The following is a 16916-nucleotide window of genomic DNA, read 5'->3' as shown; positions in this document are numbered from 1 at the left end:
CGGCGCACCGGGGATCGCCCGCCGGGTCACGCCCCCTGCCGAGGCTCCGGACGGCCCGCGCGCGGACCCCGGCCCGCCCACCACCGCCGTACGCCGTACGCCACCACGCCCACGGCGAGCACGCCCGCGCCCACGGCCACCGAGACCGCGGGCAGGGCGAACGCCAGCGTGACGCAGCCCAGCAGCCCCACCGCCGGCGTCAGCCGCGCCCGCGGGGCCGGGCTCAGCGTCCAGGCCGAGGCGTTGGCCACGGCGTAATAGGCCAGGACGCCGAACGAGGAGAAGCCGATCGCCCCGCGCACGTCCACCGTGGCCGCCAGTACGGCGACCACCGCGCCCACGGCCAGTTCGGCCCGGTGCGGCACCTGGAACCGCGGATGCACGGCGGCCAGCCCACGGGGGAGATGACCGTCGCGGGCCATGGCGAGCGTCGTCCGGGACACCCCGAGGATCAGCGCGAGCAGCGACCCCAGCGCGGCCACGGCGGCCCCCACCCGGACCACCGGCACGAGTCCCGGCACCCCGGCCGCGCGCACCGCGTCGGCCAGCGGCGCCGTCGCGTGCCCCAGCCGGCCGGCGCCGAGCACGCCGAGCACGGCCACCGCGACCGCCGCGTACACCACCAGGGTGATGCCGAGAGCGATCGGGACGGCGCGCGGAATGGTGCGCGCCGGATCCCGCACCTCTTCGCCGAGCGTGGCGATCCGCGCGTACCCGGCGAACGCGAAGAACAGCAGGCCGGCCGCCTGGAGCACACCGCCGATGCCCGTCGCCGGCCCGGGGCCGAGCCGCGCGGCGTCCATGCGCCCGGAGGCGAGGCACGCGACCACCACCGCCGCCAGGACGGCCAGCACCACGGCCACGATCACCCGCGTCAGCCACGCCGACTTCTGGATGCCGCCGTAGTTCACGGCGGTCAGGGCCACCACGGCCGCCACCGCCACGACGTGCGCCTGCTCCGGCCACACGTAGGCCCCCACCGTGAGCGCCATGGCCGCGCAGGAGGCCGTCTTGCCGACCACGAACGCCCAGCCGGCCAGATACCCCCAGAACTCGCCCAGCCGCTCCCTGCCGTACACGTACGTCCCGCCCGACGCCGGGTAGCGGGCGGCCAGACGCGCGGAGGACGTGGCGTTGCAGTACGCCACGACGGCCGCGACGGCCAGCCCCACGAGCAGCCCCCGCCCTGCGGCACGGGCGGCCGGGCCCATGGCGGAGAACACGCCCGCGCCGAGCATCGCGCCGAGGCCGACGACCACCGCGTCCCGCACGCCCAGGGTGCGCCGCAACGCCGTTCCGGAAGCTGTCATGCGCCGCACCCTACTGATCGGCGCAACCGGCGGGTGGACTCGAGGCGTCCTCTCCCTCGACACAGCACGAACACCCGCGCGACCGACAGCCGATCCTCACCGGATTCTCAGGGGCCGGCCCGTGCGGACACAGCGCGGAAGGGCAGGTTCACGGCATGAGCATCATCGGTTGGATCATCCTGGGGCTTCTCGCCGGAGCCATTGCCAAGATCCTGCTGCCGGGCCGCGACCCGGGCGGCTTCATCGGCACGACCCTCATCGGCATAGCGGGCGCGTTCATCGGCGGCTACATCTCGTCCCGCTGGCTGGACCACCCGGTCAGCAAGCACTTCTACGACGGCGCTACCTGGGCCGCCGCGATCGGCGGCTCGCTGGTCCTGCTGATCGTCTACCGCATCCTGTTCGGCAACTCGCGCGACTGACGCGACGCGGGCGGTGAGGCGCGCCTCAGGAGCGAGCGAAGGGTGGGCACCGTCCGGGTGCCCACCCTTCCTGCTCTACGACCCGGCTATGGCCGGCCGGCGCCTGCCGCGGTGGCCGTCGCCGCCGGGCCGCGCCGCACTACCGGTAGTTGACGAACTGCAGCGCGAAGTCGAAGTCCTTGCCCTTCAGCAGGGCGATCACGGTCTGCAGGTCGTCACGGCTCTTGGAGCTGACCCGCAGCTCCTCGCCCTGGACCTGGGCCTTCACGCCCTTGGGGCCCTCGTCACGGATGATCTTGGCGACCTTCTTCGCGTTGTCCTGGGAGATGCCCTCCTCGATCGTCGCGAAGATCTTGTACTCCTTGCCGGAGAGCTGGGGCTCGCCCGCGTCCAGCGCCTTCAGCGAGATGCCGCGCTTGATCAGCTTGGACTGGAAGACGTCGAGGACGGCGTTCACCCGGTCCTCGGAGTTCGCCTCCATGAGGATCTTGTCGCCGGACCACGAGATCGAGGCACCCACGCCCTTGAAGTCGTAGCGCTGCGAGATCTCCTTGGCGGCCTGGTTGAGGGCGTTGTCGACCTCCTGCCGCTCGACCTTCGAGACGATGTCGAAACTGGAGTCGGCCATGTCCTGTGGCTCCTTGTATCGGGGTGCGTATCGGGTGCGTGGCGGCGGCCGCCGAACCCGGCGTGACGCCGGGCCGCATCCGCCCCAGCCTAGCCACCCCGCGAGCCGGGAGGTGGAGATCAATGGGGTGGCGAAGCACCCCCACGCATCGGGTATTGTTTACGTCGTTGCCACGGAGCACCGCCGAAAGACGGTCCGAAGGGCAGCAACCCCGGCGGTGTGCCCGAGCGGCCAAAGGGAGCAGACTGTAAATCTGCCGGCTCAGCCTTCCCAGGTTCGAATCCTGGCGCCGCCACGCTGAGGGAGACCCCCTCTCACCAGGTTAATCACCTGGTGAGAGGGGGTCTCTGCGTTGCCTGCACTCTTCCGGCGCCGTCCATGCCGTCCTCGACTTGGGCGTACTTCTCTATCAGCGGGGCGATGGCATCGCGCGTGGCGGATCAAGATCGCATGCGCGGGGCTCCGGTAACAGCCTCCCGATCGCCCACAGGAGAAGAACGGGCCGGTGCAACGCTACGCCGGCGGCACGCCGTGCTGGCCGCAGGTCTCCTACCCGCCGGTGGAAGGTCTTGGGTGGCTCCACGAGGGTGAACCCTTCCCGCCTCAGCCAAGCCACGGCATGCTCGGAATCCTGGCGATGAGGGATTGAGCGCTACGCCGAAGTCGCACTTGTGGGCAACACAGCTATCGCCTTCGAGTCGTACAGGTTGTTGCGGTTCGTCCGGGGGGCAGTCCTGACCAGGCGGCAGTCGAAAAGGCCGGCGGCCACGGCGGGCCCGGTGCGATGAGCAGCGTCAGCGCCCCGGGCCCTCCGCCTGGCACATCACCTCAGTCGCTGAAGTCCCCGCCCATCGAGGGCAGTTCCGTCAGCCCGGTGGCTGTCGGGACAGTGCCCGTGCCGCGGAGCAGGACGCTCAACTCCGCCGCCCCGATGCCCAGGTCCGCTTTGCCGTCGCCCGTCACGTCGCGCAGGCGGAGGGTGTAGCCGAAGCCAACGTTCGAGTCGGCCGCGCCCTGCACCGTCTGCGGGATCCAGGAGGACCGCGAACCGCTCAGGCCGCCGGATCCGCCCCGGAAGACGTGGACGCCGCCCTGGTCCTCCATACCGTTCACGTCCTCGTGCGGGACGCCGACCGCCAGGTCCGCGTAGCCGTCACCGTTGGTGTCGGCGGCCGAGACGTCGTAGCCGAAGTCGTCGTCGGTCTCGGGGGAGCCGGAGACGCCGGAGGTGGCCTGCGTGAACGTCGTCGAGCCGTTCGGGCCCGACGAGGTGCCGCGCCAGACGGTCACCGCGCCCTTGCCGTGGTCGCGGTCGGGCTGGGCGAGGGCGATGTCGCCGTAGCCGTCCTTGTCGAAGTCCCCGATGGCGGCGTTCGCGCCGAGGCCGCCGTTCCAGTCGCTGTCGAGGGTCTTGGACGTGCCGGAGGCCAGGCCGGTGGAGGTGCCCTTGAGGAACCAGGCGCGCAGCTGTACGGCGCTGTCGGATCCCTGCTCGCCGAGGACCACGAGGTCGGTCTTGCCGTCGCCGTTGACCTTTCCGGCGGCGAGGCCGTACGAGTTCCATATCGCGTCCGGTTTGTCGATCTCGGAGACGCTGCCGGTGGTGCCAGACTTGGTGAACGGGCCTCGGTACAGCCAGGCGTCCCCTCCGCCGAGGACCGTAAGGTCGGGCGAACCGTCGCCGTTGAAGTCGCCGGCGGCGAGGTCGCCGCCGAAGTGGGCCCCGGAGCCGCTCGCGCCGGACTTCGGGCTGATGGCCGTGCCACCGGACAGGCCCGAGGCGGAGCCCCACACCACGGTCACCGTGCCGCGGTACCGGGCGCTGCCCACGTGCTCCGTCGAGTTGCCGACGATCAGGTCCGCGTACCCGTCCTTGTTGAGGTCGGCACTGGTGAGGCTCTCGCCGAACATGTCGTCCTCCTCGCCCGCGCCCGGGATGCCGGAGGTGTCCTGGTCGATGACCTGGGTGTGCGAGGTGTCGAGGCCGCCTGCCTTGCCGTAGACGACGGTGACGGCGCCGCCGGGGTGGTTGATCCGTTCGTAACCGCCGTACGCCACGTCGCGGTATCCGTCGCCGTTGAAGTCGTCGTAGTGCTTGGCGACCGCCGGCGAGGCCGGCGTGCTCAAGGCGAGAGGGGTCAGGGCGGAGGCGAGGAGTGCGGCCTTCAGGACCGCGGGGGTGGGTCTGCGCATGGGGGCTCCTTGGGTCAGTCAGCCGGTCAGGTCGCGGCCGAGGCCGGGGTCGCCGGTGGTGGAGATGCCGAAGGCGCTCGGGCCGTACGTCGTCGCGCCGGAGGTCGTGATACCGGAGGCCGAGCCCTTCAGGACGGTGACGTTGCCGTTGAAGTCGTTCTCGCCGTCCGAGCCGGCCAGCAGGTCGGCCTTGCCGTCCTTGTTCAGGTCGGTGAGCAGCGTGCCGTCGCCGAAGAAGTCGTTGCGCTCGCCGCTGCCGGGGACGCCGGCAGCGTTCTGTGTGAGCGTGACGGCGTCGGACGTGAGGCCCCGGGCGGTGCCGTAGAGGATGCGGACGGCTCCGCTGACGACGTCATCGGTTGAGTCCTCGGGGTCGCCGAGTGCCAGGTCCTTGTAGCCGTCGCCGTTGATGTCGCCGGCGGACGGGATGCCCGGCCAAGGCAGGCCGGCACTGGAGGAGACGCCGGAGGACGAGACGTACGAGATACGGGCCCGGCCGGTGGCCGCCAGGTCGCCGCCGGTCGCGGTCTGCGTCCAGCCGGTGACGATGTCGCCGTAGCCGTCCTTGTTCAGGTCGGCGATGGCGAGCTTGGTGCCGTACGGCAGTTCGCTCTTCCTGGTCGGAGCCGAAGCCGTGCCGTAGTACAGGTGGTTGTGGTCGAGGTAGCGCTCCGAACCGATCTTGGTGTGGCCGCCGATGACTAGGTCGGCCTTGGCGTCGGTGTTCACCTTGCCGGCGGTGAGGCGCAGGACGCCCGCGCCGCCGGTCCACGACGTCGTGTACGTGATCTTCGCGCCGGTCGAACCGGACCTGCTGAAGGCGCCCTTGATGATCCACTGGGTGGTGCCGGTGGCGCCGACCGCGAGGTCGGGCCTTCCGTCGCCGGTGAAGTCGCCGATTGCCAGGGCCTGTCCCCAGTTGCCGTGCCGGGTCGGCGCCGGGTCCTTCACGGTGGTGGCCCCCTTCAGGCCGCTCGCCGAACCCCAGACGATCACCACCGCGCCGGCGCTCTCGTCGTCACCGACCGACTCGTACGGGGAACCGACCACCAGGTCGCTGTAGCCGTCCTTGTTCAAGTCGCCGACCGCTACCGCGGCGCCGAACCAGTCCTCTTCCTCGGCGGATCCGGGGACGTCGGAGCTGTTCTGGCTGACGGACGAGGTACGGCCGACGCCGCCCGGGCCGCCGTACACGATGCCGACGGCGCCCGCGTGCCACTTGCCGCCGACGGTGGCCTCGGGGGTCGGGGCGACGGCGTCCTTGTAGCCGTCGCCGTTGAAGTCGGCGCTGTACTGGCCGGTTACGGCCGCCGCCGGGGTGGCCGCAACTGAGAGCAGACCGCCCGTCAGCGCGGCCGCGGTGGCCGTCGCGAGGGCGAGTCGTAGGTGGTGCTTGTGCATGGGGGTATCGAGCTGGGGCATGCGGGTTCTCCTGGCTGCGGCATGCGGGATGCCGGAGTCAGGGCATCCACGGTCGATATGCGATCAAGAGACTCACGTCCAGGCCCGAGGGTTGTATGTGCCTTCGAATCATTTTCGAGGTTCACCAGATGGTGATGGCCGCGGTCTACCACCAGCGAGAGCGGGACCCGGCACGGCCGTCACGCCGAGGTCGCCGTCCCCTCGGGCTGAGGGGGATCCGGTGACCTCGGGGTGGGCCGGACGCAGCAGGCGGTCACCGACGCGGTAGCCGGGGCGCAGGATCTCGTACAGCGCAGGTCGGTCGCCTCCGGGCAGACGTGGTGACTCAGGGGTCAGCTCAGTTGATCTAGCGTGTCCCGCTCCCTGCACGTAGGGAGCACGCAGAGCCGGGGCGCGTCGGCAGCAGTGGGGTAGGCATGGGGCGAGATGTTGCCCCTTGAGCGCAAGTGCTGGTCGCGGCGCGCTGCTTCCGCGGCCTGTAAATCTGCCGGCTCAGCCTTCCCAGGTTCGAATCCTGGCGCCGCCACACGGGAACAAAGGCCCCGTGACCTGCGATTATCGCAGGTCACGGGGCCCTTGTCGTGCGTGGGTGTGTCCCGCGCCGCCCCTCCACACAGGGTCTCGAACATGCGGCCGTACCCGTGCAGAGAGGCGTCGCCCCCTCCCGCAGTGCGGGGTTTCCCACTGTGGTGATCAGCGCCAGTTGGTGTCGTGGGTGAGTCGGTTGTGGTGGGTGTCGTACTGGTCTACGGCGGTGATGGTGTGTCCGTTGGGGATGGGTGCGGCCCAGGCGCGGTAGGTGGTGCCGGGGAGGGTGACGGTGGTGGCTTTGACGTGGGTGCCGTCGGAGAGGGTGAGGGTGCCGTAGGCGACGTTTGTTTCGGGGTTGGAGACCATGAGGCGGCTGCCGCTGAGGCCCTTGTCGTGCAGGCCCCACAGGCCCATCTCGCCGGCTGCGCGGGGGTCGTGTGTGCCGTTGACGGGTTGGCAGTCGGCCCAGGGGCCGCCTTGATGGTCGATGCGGATGCCGCCGATGTACATGCGCTGGCACAGCAGCGACGTGCCCTGTGGTGCGGTTCCGTCGGGGAGTTTGGGCGGGGTGTAGCCCTCGGGCAGTGTCCGGTGGAACTCCAGCGCCACCGACCAGCGGTGCCCGTCTGTCGTTCCCTCGGCCACCCGGACGCTGACCGTGTCAGGAGTCGGGGTAACCGGTGTGCTTGCGATGGGCGAGGGCCGGCGCGCAGGCTCCACCGTGGCATCAGGCGGTGGCTTCAGGAACGCGACCGTCAGGCCGAGGCCGAGGACGCAGGCGGCGCTCGCCACGGCGGCTGCGGCACGGCGGCGTTTCCTGCGGGCGCGCGCGGTGGTCAGGATCCGGTGGACGGGGGCCTGGGAGACGGGGTATGTCTCGCGCGACCGGGCGAAGGCGGCGCGGGCCCAGTCTTCTTGGCCGTGGTCTGGAGTCATCGTGCCTCTGCGGGGCGGCTGTGCGGGTGGTTGCGGGCGAGGGCCGACCGGCTGCGCAGTTTGGCCAGGGCCCGGGACGCCTGGCTCTTCACGGTGCCGACCGAACAGCCGAGGACGTCCGCCACTTCCTCCACGGACAGGTCCTCGCAATAGCGCAGCACCACGACCGCCCGCTGCCGCTCGGGCAGGGCGGCGAGCTCGTGAGCCAGGGCGTCGTACACCTCCGCGCCTCCGACACCGGCCCCGTCGTCGTGGGCGGGGGCGGTGTCGGGCAGCGACGGGAGAAGGAGGTGGGTGATCCTGCGCCGGCGGTGCCGGCTGCGGTTGGTGTTGACCAGTGCGCGGCGAACGTAGTGTTCGGCGCGCTCCGGGTCCAGCCGCTGCCAGTGCGGGTACACCTTCGCCAGCGTCGTCTGCACCAGGTCTTCCGCCTCGTGGAAGTCGCCGGTGAGCAGGTACGCGGTGTGGGTCAGGGCCCGCCAACGAGCGGTGACGAACCGGCTGAACTCAGAATCCGGTCCGCCGTCCGCGGCCTTGCGGTCACTTGGCTGCACAGCAGGAGGTGCCCGTCCTTCGTCCGACTGGTCAGCGCCAGTTGGTGTCGTGGGTGAGTCGGTTGTGGTGGGTGTCGTACTGGTCTACGGCGGTGATGGTGTGTCCGTTGGGGATGGGTGCGGCCCAGGCGCGGTAGGTGGTGCCGGGGAGGGTGACGGTGGTGGCTTTGACGTGGGTGCCGTCGGAGAGGGTGAGGGTGCCGTAGGCGACGTTTGTTTCGGGGTTGGAGACCATGAGGCGGCTGCCGCTGAGGCCCTTGTCGTGCAGGCCCCACAGGCCCATCTCGCCGGCTGCGCGGGGGTCGTGTGTGCCGTTGACGGGTTGGCAGTCGGCCCAGGGGCCGCCTTGGTGGTCGATGCGGATGCCGCCGATGTACATGCGCTGGCACAGCAGCGACGTGCCCTGTGGTGCGGTTCCGTCGGGGAGTTTGGGCGGGGTGTAGCCCTTGGGGGATGTGCGGTGGAACTCCAGCGCCACCGACCAGCGGTGCCCGTCCACTCGCCCGTTGCCGATCAACTGCGTGACCGTCGTCGGCACCTTCCGGTGCGCGGAAGCAGAGTGCTTGGTGACGGCGGGGGCGGGCGCGGTCGCCGGGTGGACGGCCTGGCCCGGCGCCGCCTCGCTCGCGGATGCGGCGAACGAGACCCCTACGAGCGCGGCGACTGCGGCGGTCGCCACGGCTGCCTTCCTGGCGGAACTGAGAGCCACGGAGCGTTTCTCCTTCGGAGCTGCCGCCCGGCGCCACGCCGGACGGTCGTCGACGGCCGGCGCGCTGGGCCCGCGTACCGGCTGCCGCGACCACCAGGAGCGGTGGCCGCGGCGTGGACGTCCGCCCGTAGGTACTCCCAAACACTTACGGCGGGTTGCACGCCGCGCGACATCGCTTCGCGGCATCCGCGCTCGCCGCGCACCGGAGTTGCGCACGCGGGATGACGCCGCTCCTGGTCAGGGTCGACCCAACAGGGATTGACTGCCCGTCAATCTCGGGCGCACTGTCGAGAGTTCTGTATCAGCTGCTGAGATGAAGGTCTACGTCAGCCTTCTCTGTCGAGCCGCAGCGGATCGCATGTCACGGCGGCGTGGGAGCCTCAAGCCCTCGGTGTCGGGCGCAGGGCCAGCAGGGCGATGTCGTCGGAGGTGTCGGCGCCGAGTTTGATGATCAGTTCGTCGCAGAAGACGTCCAGCGGGTCTCGCGCGTACGTGGCGGTGAGCCGGCTCAGGCGCTTCATCCCCTCGTCGAGGGACTCGCCGCGGCGTTCGATGAGGCCGTCGGTGAAGAGCAGCAGGGTGGAGCGGGGTGGCAGCGGGTCGCGGGCGGAGGTCCGGGGGAGGCCCGGCTCCATGCCGATCAGCAGGCCCCGGCCCGTGTTCAGGTAGCGGGTGTCGCCGTCCTCGGTGGTGAGGAGCGGCGGGAGGTGCCCGGCCGACGAGTGGTGCAGGTGCCACGGGCCGCCCGCGGGGCCCTTGACCAGGCCGTAGGCGCAGGTGGCGGTGGCATGCGGGTTCAGGGTGTGGTTCGCGCGGTCCAGGCGGCGCAGGACGTCCCCCGGCGGTTCGTGGCCGTCCACGGCGAGGCCGCGCAGCATGTTGCGCAGGGCGCTCATGGCGACGGCCGCCCGCAGGTCGTGGCCGGACACGTCGCCGATGACCAGCACGGTGTCGCCGCTGGGCACGGTGAAGGCGTCGTACCAGTCCCCGCCGACCTCCGCCGTGGTGCTGGAGGGGACGTAGCGCGCGACCAGCTCCAGATGGCCGATCCGGGGCAGCTCGGGCAGCAGGGCGCGCTGGAGGTGCGCGGCGGTGGACTGGGTGTGCCGGTGAAGCCGGGCGCTGTCCACGCCCAGGGCGATGCTCCGCACCAGTTCCGCGATCGGGAGGATGTCCTCCCTGGTGAACGGCTGCCCGTCGTGGACGCGGACCATCGTCAGGGCGCCCAGCACCTCCCGGTGCGCGGACTGCAGCGGAGCCATGACGGCGCTGTTGCCGCCGAAGTGGTCAACCAGTTCCATCTGCCGGCGTCCAGGGCACTGTGCACCTCGTCGGGCCGCAGGACCTCGGTGACCAGCAGCGGGCCCGCGCCGCGCAGCACCCGGGGCAGCGGGCCCCGCGTGTTCCCGGACACCGGCGGAAGCCGGCCGAGGTGCGCCCCGGCGACCCGTACCTCGGGATCGCGGTGTACGACGCAGACCCGGTCCACGTGCCCGGTCTCGTCGACGAGGTCCACCGCGCACCAGTCGGCCAGCCACCGGGCGTCTGGATGTGCAGGCGGATGGGGATCAGCCGGCCCCGGCCCTGTGCAGCGCGGGAACCGGGATCGAGCGGCCCAGGATGCGCGACCGGCCGGTGAGCAGCAGCGAGGTGAAGGCCGCCGTGTGGCGTTTGCGCAGGTGCCCGGGCATCAGGTCGGTCAGCCGCCGGCCCATGAGGTCGTGTGCCTGCCAGCCCAGCATCCCCGCCGCTGAGGCGTTCACCGCGATGATCCGGTTGCCGTCGTCGGCCGCGATGGTGGGCACGCTGCTGGCCTCGACGTCGCTGGCGTCCCAGGGGGACAGCGCCGTGGGCGTGGCTCCCGGCGTGCCGGGGGCCAGCGTCCAGGCGGTCGGGTGCTCCCCGGAAAGCTGGGCGACGATCTGGTCCAGCAGCCAGTGCCGGAAGGCCCTGATCTGCGGCAGCGTCGGCAGGATGAGCATGCTGCCCTGCTGGGCCATCTCGTCGGCCGCCTCCAGCACGTCGTGCAGGGTCCGCGTGGCCGGAGCGGCGTCCACCGGGAACGCCACGAGCAGGGACAGCGTCGAGCTGTCAGGGGTCTCCTGTTCCACGGCGGCCGTCATGGACGCGGAGATGACGTTGCTGGTGTCCTGGGCGACGACGAGCTCCCGCGGCGCCACCCCGGCCCAGTCGGCCGTGGACGGGGAAAGGAGCAGTTCGCGCAGCAGTCCCTCCCACTGCTGTTGCGCGGCCCAGTACAGCGCGTACGGAACGTCGTTCAGCGCGACGGACAGGGTCCGGCCGGGTGGCGCCACGGTCTCCCACGCCGAGGCCGGCGGCGCGGGCGCCTCGGGCCACATCTCGAACCAGACCGTCTTGCGGTCCCCGCCGCTGTGCACGCCGTGACTGGTGGCCAGCTCCTCCACCAGGGTCAGGCCCCTCCCCGTGCAGGCGTAGGGGTGGCGGTCGTGGGGCACGAGCCCGCGGTCCGGCCGCCGGTCAGTGACCCGTACCTGGACCCGGCCCTCGGTCGTCCAGGCCCGCACCTCGATCTCGGTGCGCGCGTGGATCACGGCGTTGGTCACCAGCTCGCCGACCAGCAGCTCGGCGGTGTGCGCCGACTCGGGCGGTACACCGTCGAGCACCGACCGCACGAACCGCCGGGCCAGCGCGACGCTCTCCGGTTCCGGTGGCAGCCGCCGGGACGGCACTCCGGGCGGACTGGGGCTGCCCATACGGGCAGAGTGCCCAGATATGCCCGCTCGAACAGGGCCTAGGCAGCGACTGCGAGTGGCGAGTCCGCGATGCCTACCGGCGGTCACCGGTCCGGCGCGGCGAATGCGGGGCGGGGGCCGGCGTCGCCACGGTTCTGGGGCTCCGGCGTCGCCTCGGGTTCTGGGGCGCCGGTGGGACAGCGGGCACACTGGCCGCATGGCATCCCGTCGCAGAACCTGTCCCGTGTGCCGCCGTGAGATCGCCGTCGTCGCGGGCCGCTTCGCACGGCACGACCCGCCCGGAGCACGGGGGAACGGCGAACTGCTCTCCTGCTCCGGGTCGCGGCGGCCGGCCCAGCTCGGAGCCGCCCAGCCGGCGTTGGACGGGTACGCCGTGCCGGACTTCCCCGGGCAGCTGCCCCTCTTCTGATCTCTGACCGGTGAACGGCCGTTGTTCCGCGGCCGGTCGAACGGCCGGCCGGCGGTCTCAGTTCCCCGCGACCGACTTCACAGCCACCGACACCGGCGTCGAGCCGCCGATCAGCTCCAGCGTCAGACCGGCCGTCGCCGAGGTGTCCACCAGTTCCGCCAGGACGGCCGCCACGTCGTCCCGCGGGACCGTGCCGCGACCGGTGTGCGCCTCCAGCCGGACCAGGCCGGTGCCCGGTTCGTCGGTCAGCGCGCCGGGGCGCAGGATCGTCCAGTCGAGGGCCTCCTGCCGGGCGACGTACGCGTCGGCCTCGCCCTTGGCGCGCAGGTAGACGTCGAAGACGTCGTCGCCCTGGTGCGTGGGATCCGCGCCCATCGAGGAGACCACCACGAAACGGCGCACGCGCGCGCGTACGGCCGCGTCCGCGAACAGCACCGCCGCGCCCCTGTCCACCGTGTCCTTGCGGCCCGCGCCGCTGCCCGGGCCCGCGCCCGCCGCGAAGACCGCCGCGTCCGCGCCCTGAAGATGTGCCGCGACCTCCTCCACCGAGGCGGACTCCAGGTCGAGCAGGACCGGTTCGGCGCCCGCCGCCCGCAGGTCGTCGCCCTGCTCCGCCTTGCGGATGATGCCCGCGACCTCGTCCCCGCGCGCGGCGAGCATCCGCTCCAGCCGCAGCGCGATCTGTCCATGACCACCAGCGATGACAATGCGCATGATTCCGACCGTACGCCCGAAGGGGCCCGCGCGCCGCATCGGTTGGGGGAGCACCGGCCCCCGTCACTCCGGGCGCACTCCGGGCTTCCCGGCGACGGCTGTCCTTCCCGTGACCGGGGGCGTCCTCGCGCCCCCGGGCTCCCTCACGCCCGCCAGCCCTCTCATGACAGCCGGCCCCCTCCCAGGACAGGAGCCGCGCTCACGTCAGCGGGCCCCTCGCGACAGCGGGCCTTCCCAGGACGGGAGCCGCGCTCACGTCAGAGAGTCTCCTTGCGGCAGCGAGCCCTCCTAGGACCGGAGCCGCGCTCACGTCAGCGGCCCCCTCGCGACAGGACCCGCGTTCACGTCAGCGGCCCCCTCGCGACAGGACCCGCGCTCACGTCAGCGGGCCCACTCGCGAACCCGGCGCCCTCCCGACAGCCGGCGCCCTCCCGACAGCCGGCGCCCTCCCGACAGCCGGCACCCGCACAACAGCCGGCGCCCACCCGACAGCCGACGCCCCCGCACAACAACAACCGCCGCCCGCACGACATCCGACCCCCTCAGGACAGCTCCCCCCGTCCCTGCCGGGGCAGCCCCAGTTCGGCGGCCGCAGCCGAGTTGCAGTACTCGCGGACCGCGCTCGTGCGGGCCACCACCCGGCCGCGGTGCACCACGATCCGGCTGTAGGCGAGGGACAGGGCGCCGGACAGGTGATCGCCGCGCACGGCCAGCAGCTCGGCGGGGAAGCCGGCCTCGACGCGCACCGAGGGCAGGCCCAGCGCCTCCCGGGCCGCGGTGCTGACCGCCTCGTAGGCGTCCTCGGGGCGCAGGCCGTGCGCGGAGGCGAGGAGATAGGCGGCCTCCAGGGGGTCGCCGCGGCCGACGGGGTTGGCGACGTCCCGGAGGGCGCCGCTGCCGGCCGCCACCCGGACCCCGGCCGCGCGCAGCAGCCGTACCGGCGCCGCGCCCCGCCGGTCGGCCGTGCCGCAGCCGCCCTGGGGGAGGCACACCACCGTCACACCGGCCGCCGCGAGCTGCTCCGCGAGCCGGGAGGCCGCCTCGGCCGGCAGGCGCGCGAGACCGGCGCACGGGCCGACCGTCACGCCGGGGCGCAGACCGGCCGCCATGGCCGCGAGCCGGGAGAGCCGGGCCGGGTCGGTGGCGTCCGTGTGCAGGTCCACGGGGCAGCCGTGCTCGGAGGCCACCTCCAGGACGGCCTCCACATAACCCGTGGGGTCCGGGTCCGCGTCCGGGCAGCCGCCCACCACCGACGCGCCCATCTTCACCGCGTCCCGGAGCATCGCGAGCCCCTCGGCCCCCGCCACCCCGGTCAGCAGGCGCGGCATCGCCACCGTGGTCAGCTCCGCCAGGCCCCGCAGCGAACGCCGGGCCTGCAGTACGGCGCCGAGCGCGCCGAGGCCCTGGACGTCGCCGACGCGTACGTGCGCGCGTGCCGCCGTCGCGCCGTGGCCGAGCTGGAGCAGGGCCGCCTCGGTGGCCCGGCGCTGGACGTCCTCGGGGGCGTACGAGACCGGTCCCGGGTGCTCGGCGGACAGCGCGGTGTCGCCGTGGGCGTGCGGTTCGGCCGGGGCCGGCAGCAGCAGGTAGCCGCTGAGGTCGACGCGGGAGGTGCCCGGCCTCGGCGGACCCGGGGTCAGGCTGCCGGCCGTGCCGACGGCCTCGATGCGCCCGCCGCCCAGCCGTACGTCCACGGCCCGGCCGTCGGTGAGCCGCGCCCCGCACAGCAGCACCACGGCCTGATCGGGCTGCCCGGAGGACCCCGACTGGTTCGACGGCCATGGGGGCGGCTGCGGCTGGCTGTCGGGCATCGGACTCCTGGGTTCGGGCCGGGGGCTCGGGGCAGGGTCGCGTGAGCGGGGCCCGGACGCGCGCCGGACCCAAGATCACGCAGAGTGAGTCGAGCCTAGGGTGGCGAACCCTGTGTGGCGCGGAGGAGCGCAATAGTCGTACCGGCGTGGTCCGTCCATGACGAGGCGTCCGTCTCCCGCCGCGGCGGGCGGTCTCCGCACGCGCGCGCGCCTGGATCGACGGGGGGCCGCGCGGGTGGTCCGGAGTGCCCTGAACCGCCCGCGACGGGGGGCGCGGCGGGCGTCCGGATACGGATTTGGGCGAACGGCGGCGGACCGTGTAATGTCTTCATCGCTCGCCCCAATAGCTCAGTCGGCAGAGCGTCTCCATGGTAAGGAGAAGGTCAACGGTTCGATTCCGTTTTGGGGCTCTGGTGTGAGAGGTTCCCGTCGAAAGGCGGGGCCCGATCGCATCACAGCGGTGTAGCTCAGTCGGTAGAGCAAGCGGCTCATAATCGCTGTGTCACCGGTTCAAGTCCGGTCACCGCTACTGACAGTAGCCGATTGCGGGGTCGGTCCTTCGATCGGCTACTCTTGCTTGCGTTAAATCAGTCAATCCGTTCGTCTTAGGAGCACTCACGTGGCTGCCACCGACGTCCGCCCGAAGATCACGCTGGCCTGCGTGGAGTGCAAGGAGCGGAACTACATCACGAAGAAGAACCGGCGTAACAACCCGGATCGTCTTGAGATGAAGAAGCACTGCCCGCGTTGCAACGCGCACACCGCGCACCGCGAAACGCGATAAATCAGGCTCGTACGTGAGGCCGCCCCCGCAAGCTGGGGGGCGGCCTCACGTCGTTTCACCGGCTGCTGAGACCAGACACGCTGCTTGAGACCAGGAGGTTCCGGGCCAATGGCGCTCGACCAGTCCTTCGTGGGGCGGACCTACCCGCCCACCCGGCCGTACGAGGTGGGCCGGGAGAAGATCCGTGAGTTCGCCGAGGCGGTCGGGGAGACCAACCCGGCGTACACGGACCCGGACGCCGCCAAGGCGTTCGGTCACCCCGACGTGATCGCTCCGCCGACCTTCGTGTTCTCCATCACCTTCCGGGCCGCCGGGCAGGTCATCGAGGACCCGCAGCTCGGGCTCGACTACAGCCGGGTGGTGCACGGCGACCAGAAGTTCGCCTACGTCCGCCCGGTGCGGGCCGGCGACCGGCTCACGGTGACGTCCACCATCGAGGGAATCAAGTCGCTCGCGGGCAACGACATCCTGGACATCCGCGGCGAGGTGCACGACGAGTCCGGCGAGCACGTGGTGACCGCCTGGACCAAGCTCGTGGCCCGTGCGGCCGAGGAGGCGTGAGGCAACCGATGACGGCGAAGATCGCGTACGACGACGTCGAGGTCGGCACCGAACTGCCGGCCCAGACCTTCCCCGTGACCCGCGCCACCCTGGTGCGGTACGCGGGCGCCTCCGGGGACTTCAACCCGATCCACTGGAACGAGAAGTTCGCCAAGGAGGTGGGCCTGCCGGACGTCATCGCGCACGGCATGTTCACCATGGCCGAGGCGATCCGCGTGGTCACCGACTGGGTGGGCGACCCGGGCGCGGTCGTCGAGTACGGCGTCCGCTTCACCAAGCCGGTCGTCGTGCCGAACGACGACGAGGGCGCGGTGGTCGAGGTCGGCGCCAAGGTCGCGGCCAAGCTGGACGACCGGACGGTGCGCGTGGACCTGACGGCGACGAGCGGCGGCCAGAAGGTGCTGGGCATGTCCCGGGCGGTCGTACGGCTGGCCTGAGGGTTCCCGATGTTCGAGCGAGGGGCGTCCACCGAGGTGGGCGCCCCTTCGCCGTACCCGGGCCTGAAGCCCTTGACGAAGTTAGTTATTGAGCACTAACTTCTTTCCATGCCCAGGATGAGTGCGGAAGAGCGGCGTGAGAGCGTCATTCGCGCGGCGATCTCCGAGTTCGCGCGGAAGGGGTACTACGGGACCTCCACCGAGGCGATCGCCAAGCGGGTCGGAGTCTCGCAGCCGTACCTCTTCCGGCTCTTCGAGGGCAAGAAGGCGATCTTCGTGGCCGCCTCGCTGCGGTGCGTGGAGGACATCTGCCAGGTCTTCGCGCAGGCGGCCGAGGGGCTGGAGGGCGAGGAGGCCCTGCACGCCATGGCCGACGCGTACGTGCGCCTGATCACGGAGCAGCCCGAAAAGCTCCAGATGCAGATGCAGACGTACATCACGGTGGCCGCCGCGGAGGCGGAGGGCGAGCACGGGTTCGGCGAGGCCGTGCGTGCCGCGTGGATGCGGCTCTGGGACACCGTGCACCTGCCGCTCGGCGCGGACGACGGCGAGACCACGACCTTCATGGCGTACGGGATGCTCATCAACACCCTGGCCGCCATGGGGTTCCCGCCCGGGCACCGGGTCTGGCAGTCGGTGTACCCGTCGTCCCGGATCACCGGCCGGCTCCAGCACTAGCGGAACGGGGGCGGAAGTCCGCCCCCTTTTCTATGGCCGCAAAAGTTAGTCAGCAATTACTAATCACCGCTGGAACACCCTC

At 71.8% G+C, this 16916-nt stretch carries 18 protein-coding genes and 3 tRNA genes; 9 read left to right on the top strand and 12 right to left on the bottom strand.

The genetic code is table 11. From position 1 onward, the window contains the following. Positions 1-26: 26 nt before the first annotated feature. Positions 27-1310: an APC family permease gene (locus ACZ7JA_RS03580; protein WP_470807014.1), complete on the bottom strand. Its 1284-nt coding sequence runs from the start codon at positions 1308-1310 to the stop codon at positions 27-29. Between the two features lie 155 nt (positions 1311-1465). On the opposite strand from ACZ7JA_RS03580, the gene ACZ7JA_RS03575 reads away from it, so the two are divergent. Next, positions 1466-1732 (top strand): GlsB/YeaQ/YmgE family stress response membrane protein, encoded by a 267-nt coding sequence (locus tag ACZ7JA_RS03575; protein ID WP_351667777.1) that lies wholly within the window; start codon positions 1466-1468, stop codon positions 1730-1732. Between the two features lie 139 nt (positions 1733-1871). On the opposite strand, the gene ACZ7JA_RS03570 is transcribed toward ACZ7JA_RS03575, so the two are convergent. Further along, positions 1872-2360: a YajQ family cyclic di-GMP-binding protein gene (locus tag ACZ7JA_RS03570; RefSeq protein ID WP_351667779.1), complete on the bottom strand. Its 489-nt coding sequence runs from the start codon at positions 2358-2360 to the stop codon at positions 1872-1874. Positions 2361-2573: 213 nt separating this feature from the next. Between ACZ7JA_RS03570 and ACZ7JA_RS03565 the strand changes: the two genes are divergently transcribed. After that, a tRNA-Tyr gene (locus tag ACZ7JA_RS03565) sits at positions 2574-2655 on the top strand. 114 nt (positions 2656-2769) lie between these two features. On the opposite strand, the gene ACZ7JA_RS03560 is transcribed toward ACZ7JA_RS03565, so the two are convergent. From ACZ7JA_RS03560 to ACZ7JA_RS03525, 8 genes are all read right to left on the bottom strand, one after another. Further along, positions 2770-2943, bottom strand: a complete 174-nt coding sequence (locus tag ACZ7JA_RS03560) for a phosphorothioated DNA-binding restriction endonuclease family protein (RefSeq protein ID WP_470807012.1) — start codon at positions 2941-2943, stop codon at positions 2770-2772. Positions 2944-3188: 245 nt separating this feature from the next. Next, positions 3189-4553 (bottom strand): FG-GAP and VCBS repeat-containing protein, encoded by a 1365-nt coding sequence (locus tag ACZ7JA_RS03555; protein ID WP_470807010.1) that lies wholly within the window; start codon positions 4551-4553, stop codon positions 3189-3191. Positions 4554-4571: 18 nt separating this feature from the next. Continuing rightward, on the bottom strand, positions 4572-5975 hold the full coding sequence (locus ACZ7JA_RS03550) for an FG-GAP-like repeat-containing protein (RefSeq protein ID WP_470807008.1): 1404 nt from the start codon (positions 5973-5975) through the stop codon (positions 4572-4574). Between the two features lie 693 nt (positions 5976-6668). After that, positions 6669-7442: a hypothetical protein gene (locus ACZ7JA_RS03545; protein ID WP_470807007.1), complete on the bottom strand. Its 774-nt coding sequence runs from the start codon at positions 7440-7442 to the stop codon at positions 6669-6671. Continuing rightward, entirely contained in the window at positions 7439-7996 is a 558-nt protein-coding gene (locus ACZ7JA_RS03540) for a SigE family RNA polymerase sigma factor (protein ID WP_404024520.1), read from the bottom strand. Before ACZ7JA_RS03540 ends, ACZ7JA_RS03545 begins: the two co-directional genes overlap by 4 nt. A gap of 31 nt (positions 7997-8027) precedes the next feature. Next, positions 8028-8705 carry a hypothetical protein gene (locus ACZ7JA_RS03535; RefSeq protein ID WP_470807006.1) on the bottom strand — a complete coding sequence of 226 codons (678 nt, stop codon included), beginning with the start codon at positions 8703-8705 and terminating at the stop codon, positions 8028-8030. Positions 8706-9085: 380 nt separating this feature from the next. After that, complete coding sequence (locus ACZ7JA_RS03530) at positions 9086-10006, bottom strand: PP2C family protein-serine/threonine phosphatase (RefSeq protein WP_470807005.1); 921 nt, start codon at positions 10004-10006, stop codon at positions 9086-9088. Positions 10007-10273: 267 nt separating this feature from the next. Then, positions 10274-11440, bottom strand: coding sequence for an ATP-binding protein (locus ACZ7JA_RS03525; protein WP_470807004.1), 1167 nt, complete (start codon positions 11438-11440; stop codon positions 10274-10276). A 196-nt stretch (positions 11441-11636) separates the two neighbouring features. Here ACZ7JA_RS03525 and ACZ7JA_RS03520 point away from each other — a divergent pair, with 196 nt between their 5' ends. Then, entirely contained in the window at positions 11637-11849 is a 213-nt protein-coding gene (locus ACZ7JA_RS03520; RefSeq protein ID WP_351667828.1) for a hypothetical protein, read from the top strand. 57 nt (positions 11850-11906) lie between these two features. Here the strand turns inward: ACZ7JA_RS03520 and ACZ7JA_RS03515 are convergent, their stop codons facing one another. Continuing rightward, positions 11907-12563 (bottom strand): NAD(P)H-binding protein, encoded by a 657-nt coding sequence (locus ACZ7JA_RS03515; RefSeq protein WP_351667830.1) that lies wholly within the window; start codon positions 12561-12563, stop codon positions 11907-11909. 542 nt (positions 12564-13105) lie between these two features. After that, entirely contained in the window at positions 13106-14374 is a 1269-nt protein-coding gene (locus tag ACZ7JA_RS03510; RefSeq protein ID WP_351667832.1) for an amidohydrolase family protein, read from the bottom strand. Positions 14375-14711: 337 nt separating this feature from the next. Here ACZ7JA_RS03510 and ACZ7JA_RS03505 point away from each other — a divergent pair. The 6 genes from ACZ7JA_RS03505 to ACZ7JA_RS03480 all read left to right on the top strand — a co-directional run bounded on the left by ACZ7JA_RS03505 (position 14712) and on the right by ACZ7JA_RS03480 (position 16834). Continuing rightward, positions 14712-14784, top strand: a tRNA-Thr gene (locus ACZ7JA_RS03505). Between the two features lie 46 nt (positions 14785-14830). After that, positions 14831-14903, top strand: a tRNA-Met gene (locus ACZ7JA_RS03500). Positions 14904-14993: 90 nt separating this feature from the next. After that, positions 14994-15158 (top strand): 50S ribosomal protein L33, encoded by a 165-nt coding sequence (gene rpmG / locus ACZ7JA_RS03495; protein WP_003948671.1) that lies wholly within the window; start codon positions 14994-14996, stop codon positions 15156-15158. A gap of 108 nt (positions 15159-15266) precedes the next feature. Continuing rightward, positions 15267-15719, top strand: a complete 453-nt coding sequence (locus ACZ7JA_RS03490; RefSeq protein WP_351667834.1) for a MaoC family dehydratase N-terminal domain-containing protein — start codon at positions 15267-15269, stop codon at positions 15717-15719. A gap of 8 nt (positions 15720-15727) precedes the next feature. Beyond that, positions 15728-16156: a MaoC family dehydratase gene (locus tag ACZ7JA_RS03485; RefSeq protein ID WP_351667836.1), complete on the top strand. Its 429-nt coding sequence runs from the start codon at positions 15728-15730 to the stop codon at positions 16154-16156. Positions 16157-16264: 108 nt separating this feature from the next. After that, positions 16265-16834: a TetR/AcrR family transcriptional regulator gene (locus ACZ7JA_RS03480; protein ID WP_351667838.1), complete on the top strand. Its 570-nt coding sequence runs from the start codon at positions 16265-16267 to the stop codon at positions 16832-16834. Positions 16835-16916 lie beyond the last annotated feature (82 nt).

The sequence above is a fragment of the Streptomyces sp. NPDC038135 genome, from assembly GCF_055601245.1.
The sequence above is the reverse complement of the archived record's forward strand: the minus strand, read 5'-3'. Positions and strand labels throughout refer to the sequence as shown.

What these genes read in the sequence shown, in the direction of transcription:
- ACZ7JA_RS03555 (WP_470807010.1), bottom strand. Translation starts at nt 4,553, where the DNA reads ATGCGCAGACCCACCCCCGCGGTCCTGAAGGCCGCACTCCTCGCCTCC.
- ACZ7JA_RS03525 (WP_470807004.1), bottom strand. Translation starts at nt 11,440, where the DNA reads ATGGGCAGCCCCAGTCCGCCCGGAGTGCCGTCCCGGCGGCTGCCACCG.
- ACZ7JA_RS03480 (WP_351667838.1), top strand. Translation starts at nt 16,265, where the DNA reads ATGCCCAGGATGAGTGCGGAAGAGCGGCGTGAGAGCGTCATTCGCGCG.
- ACZ7JA_RS03575 (WP_351667777.1), top strand. Translation starts at nt 1,466, where the DNA reads ATGAGCATCATCGGTTGGATCATCCTGGGGCTTCTCGCCGGAGCCATT.
- ACZ7JA_RS03545 (WP_470807007.1), bottom strand. Translation starts at nt 7,442, where the DNA reads ATGACTCCAGACCACGGCCAAGAAGACTGGGCCCGCGCCGCCTTCGCC.
- ACZ7JA_RS03550 (WP_470807008.1), bottom strand. Translation starts at nt 5,975, where the DNA reads ATGCCCCAGCTCGATACCCCCATGCACAAGCACCACCTACGACTCGCC.
- ACZ7JA_RS03515 (WP_351667830.1), bottom strand. Translation starts at nt 12,563, where the DNA reads ATGCGCATTGTCATCGCTGGTGGTCATGGACAGATCGCGCTGCGGCTG.
- ACZ7JA_RS03485 (WP_351667836.1), top strand. Translation starts at nt 15,728, where the DNA reads ATGACGGCGAAGATCGCGTACGACGACGTCGAGGTCGGCACCGAACTG.
- ACZ7JA_RS03510 (WP_351667832.1), bottom strand. Translation starts at nt 14,374, where the DNA reads ATGCCCGACAGCCAGCCGCAGCCGCCCCCATGGCCGTCGAACCAGTCG.
- ACZ7JA_RS03520 (WP_351667828.1), top strand. Translation starts at nt 11,637, where the DNA reads ATGGCATCCCGTCGCAGAACCTGTCCCGTGTGCCGCCGTGAGATCGCC.
- ACZ7JA_RS03530 (WP_470807005.1), bottom strand. Translation starts at nt 10,006, where the DNA reads ATGGAACTGGTTGACCACTTCGGCGGCAACAGCGCCGTCATGGCTCCG.
- ACZ7JA_RS03570 (WP_351667779.1), bottom strand. Translation starts at nt 2,360, where the DNA reads ATGGCCGACTCCAGTTTCGACATCGTCTCGAAGGTCGAGCGGCAGGAG.
- ACZ7JA_RS03490 (WP_351667834.1), top strand. Translation starts at nt 15,267, where the DNA reads ATGGCGCTCGACCAGTCCTTCGTGGGGCGGACCTACCCGCCCACCCGG.
- ACZ7JA_RS03580 (WP_470807014.1), bottom strand. Translation starts at nt 1,310, where the DNA reads ATGACAGCTTCCGGAACGGCGTTGCGGCGCACCCTGGGCGTGCGGGAC.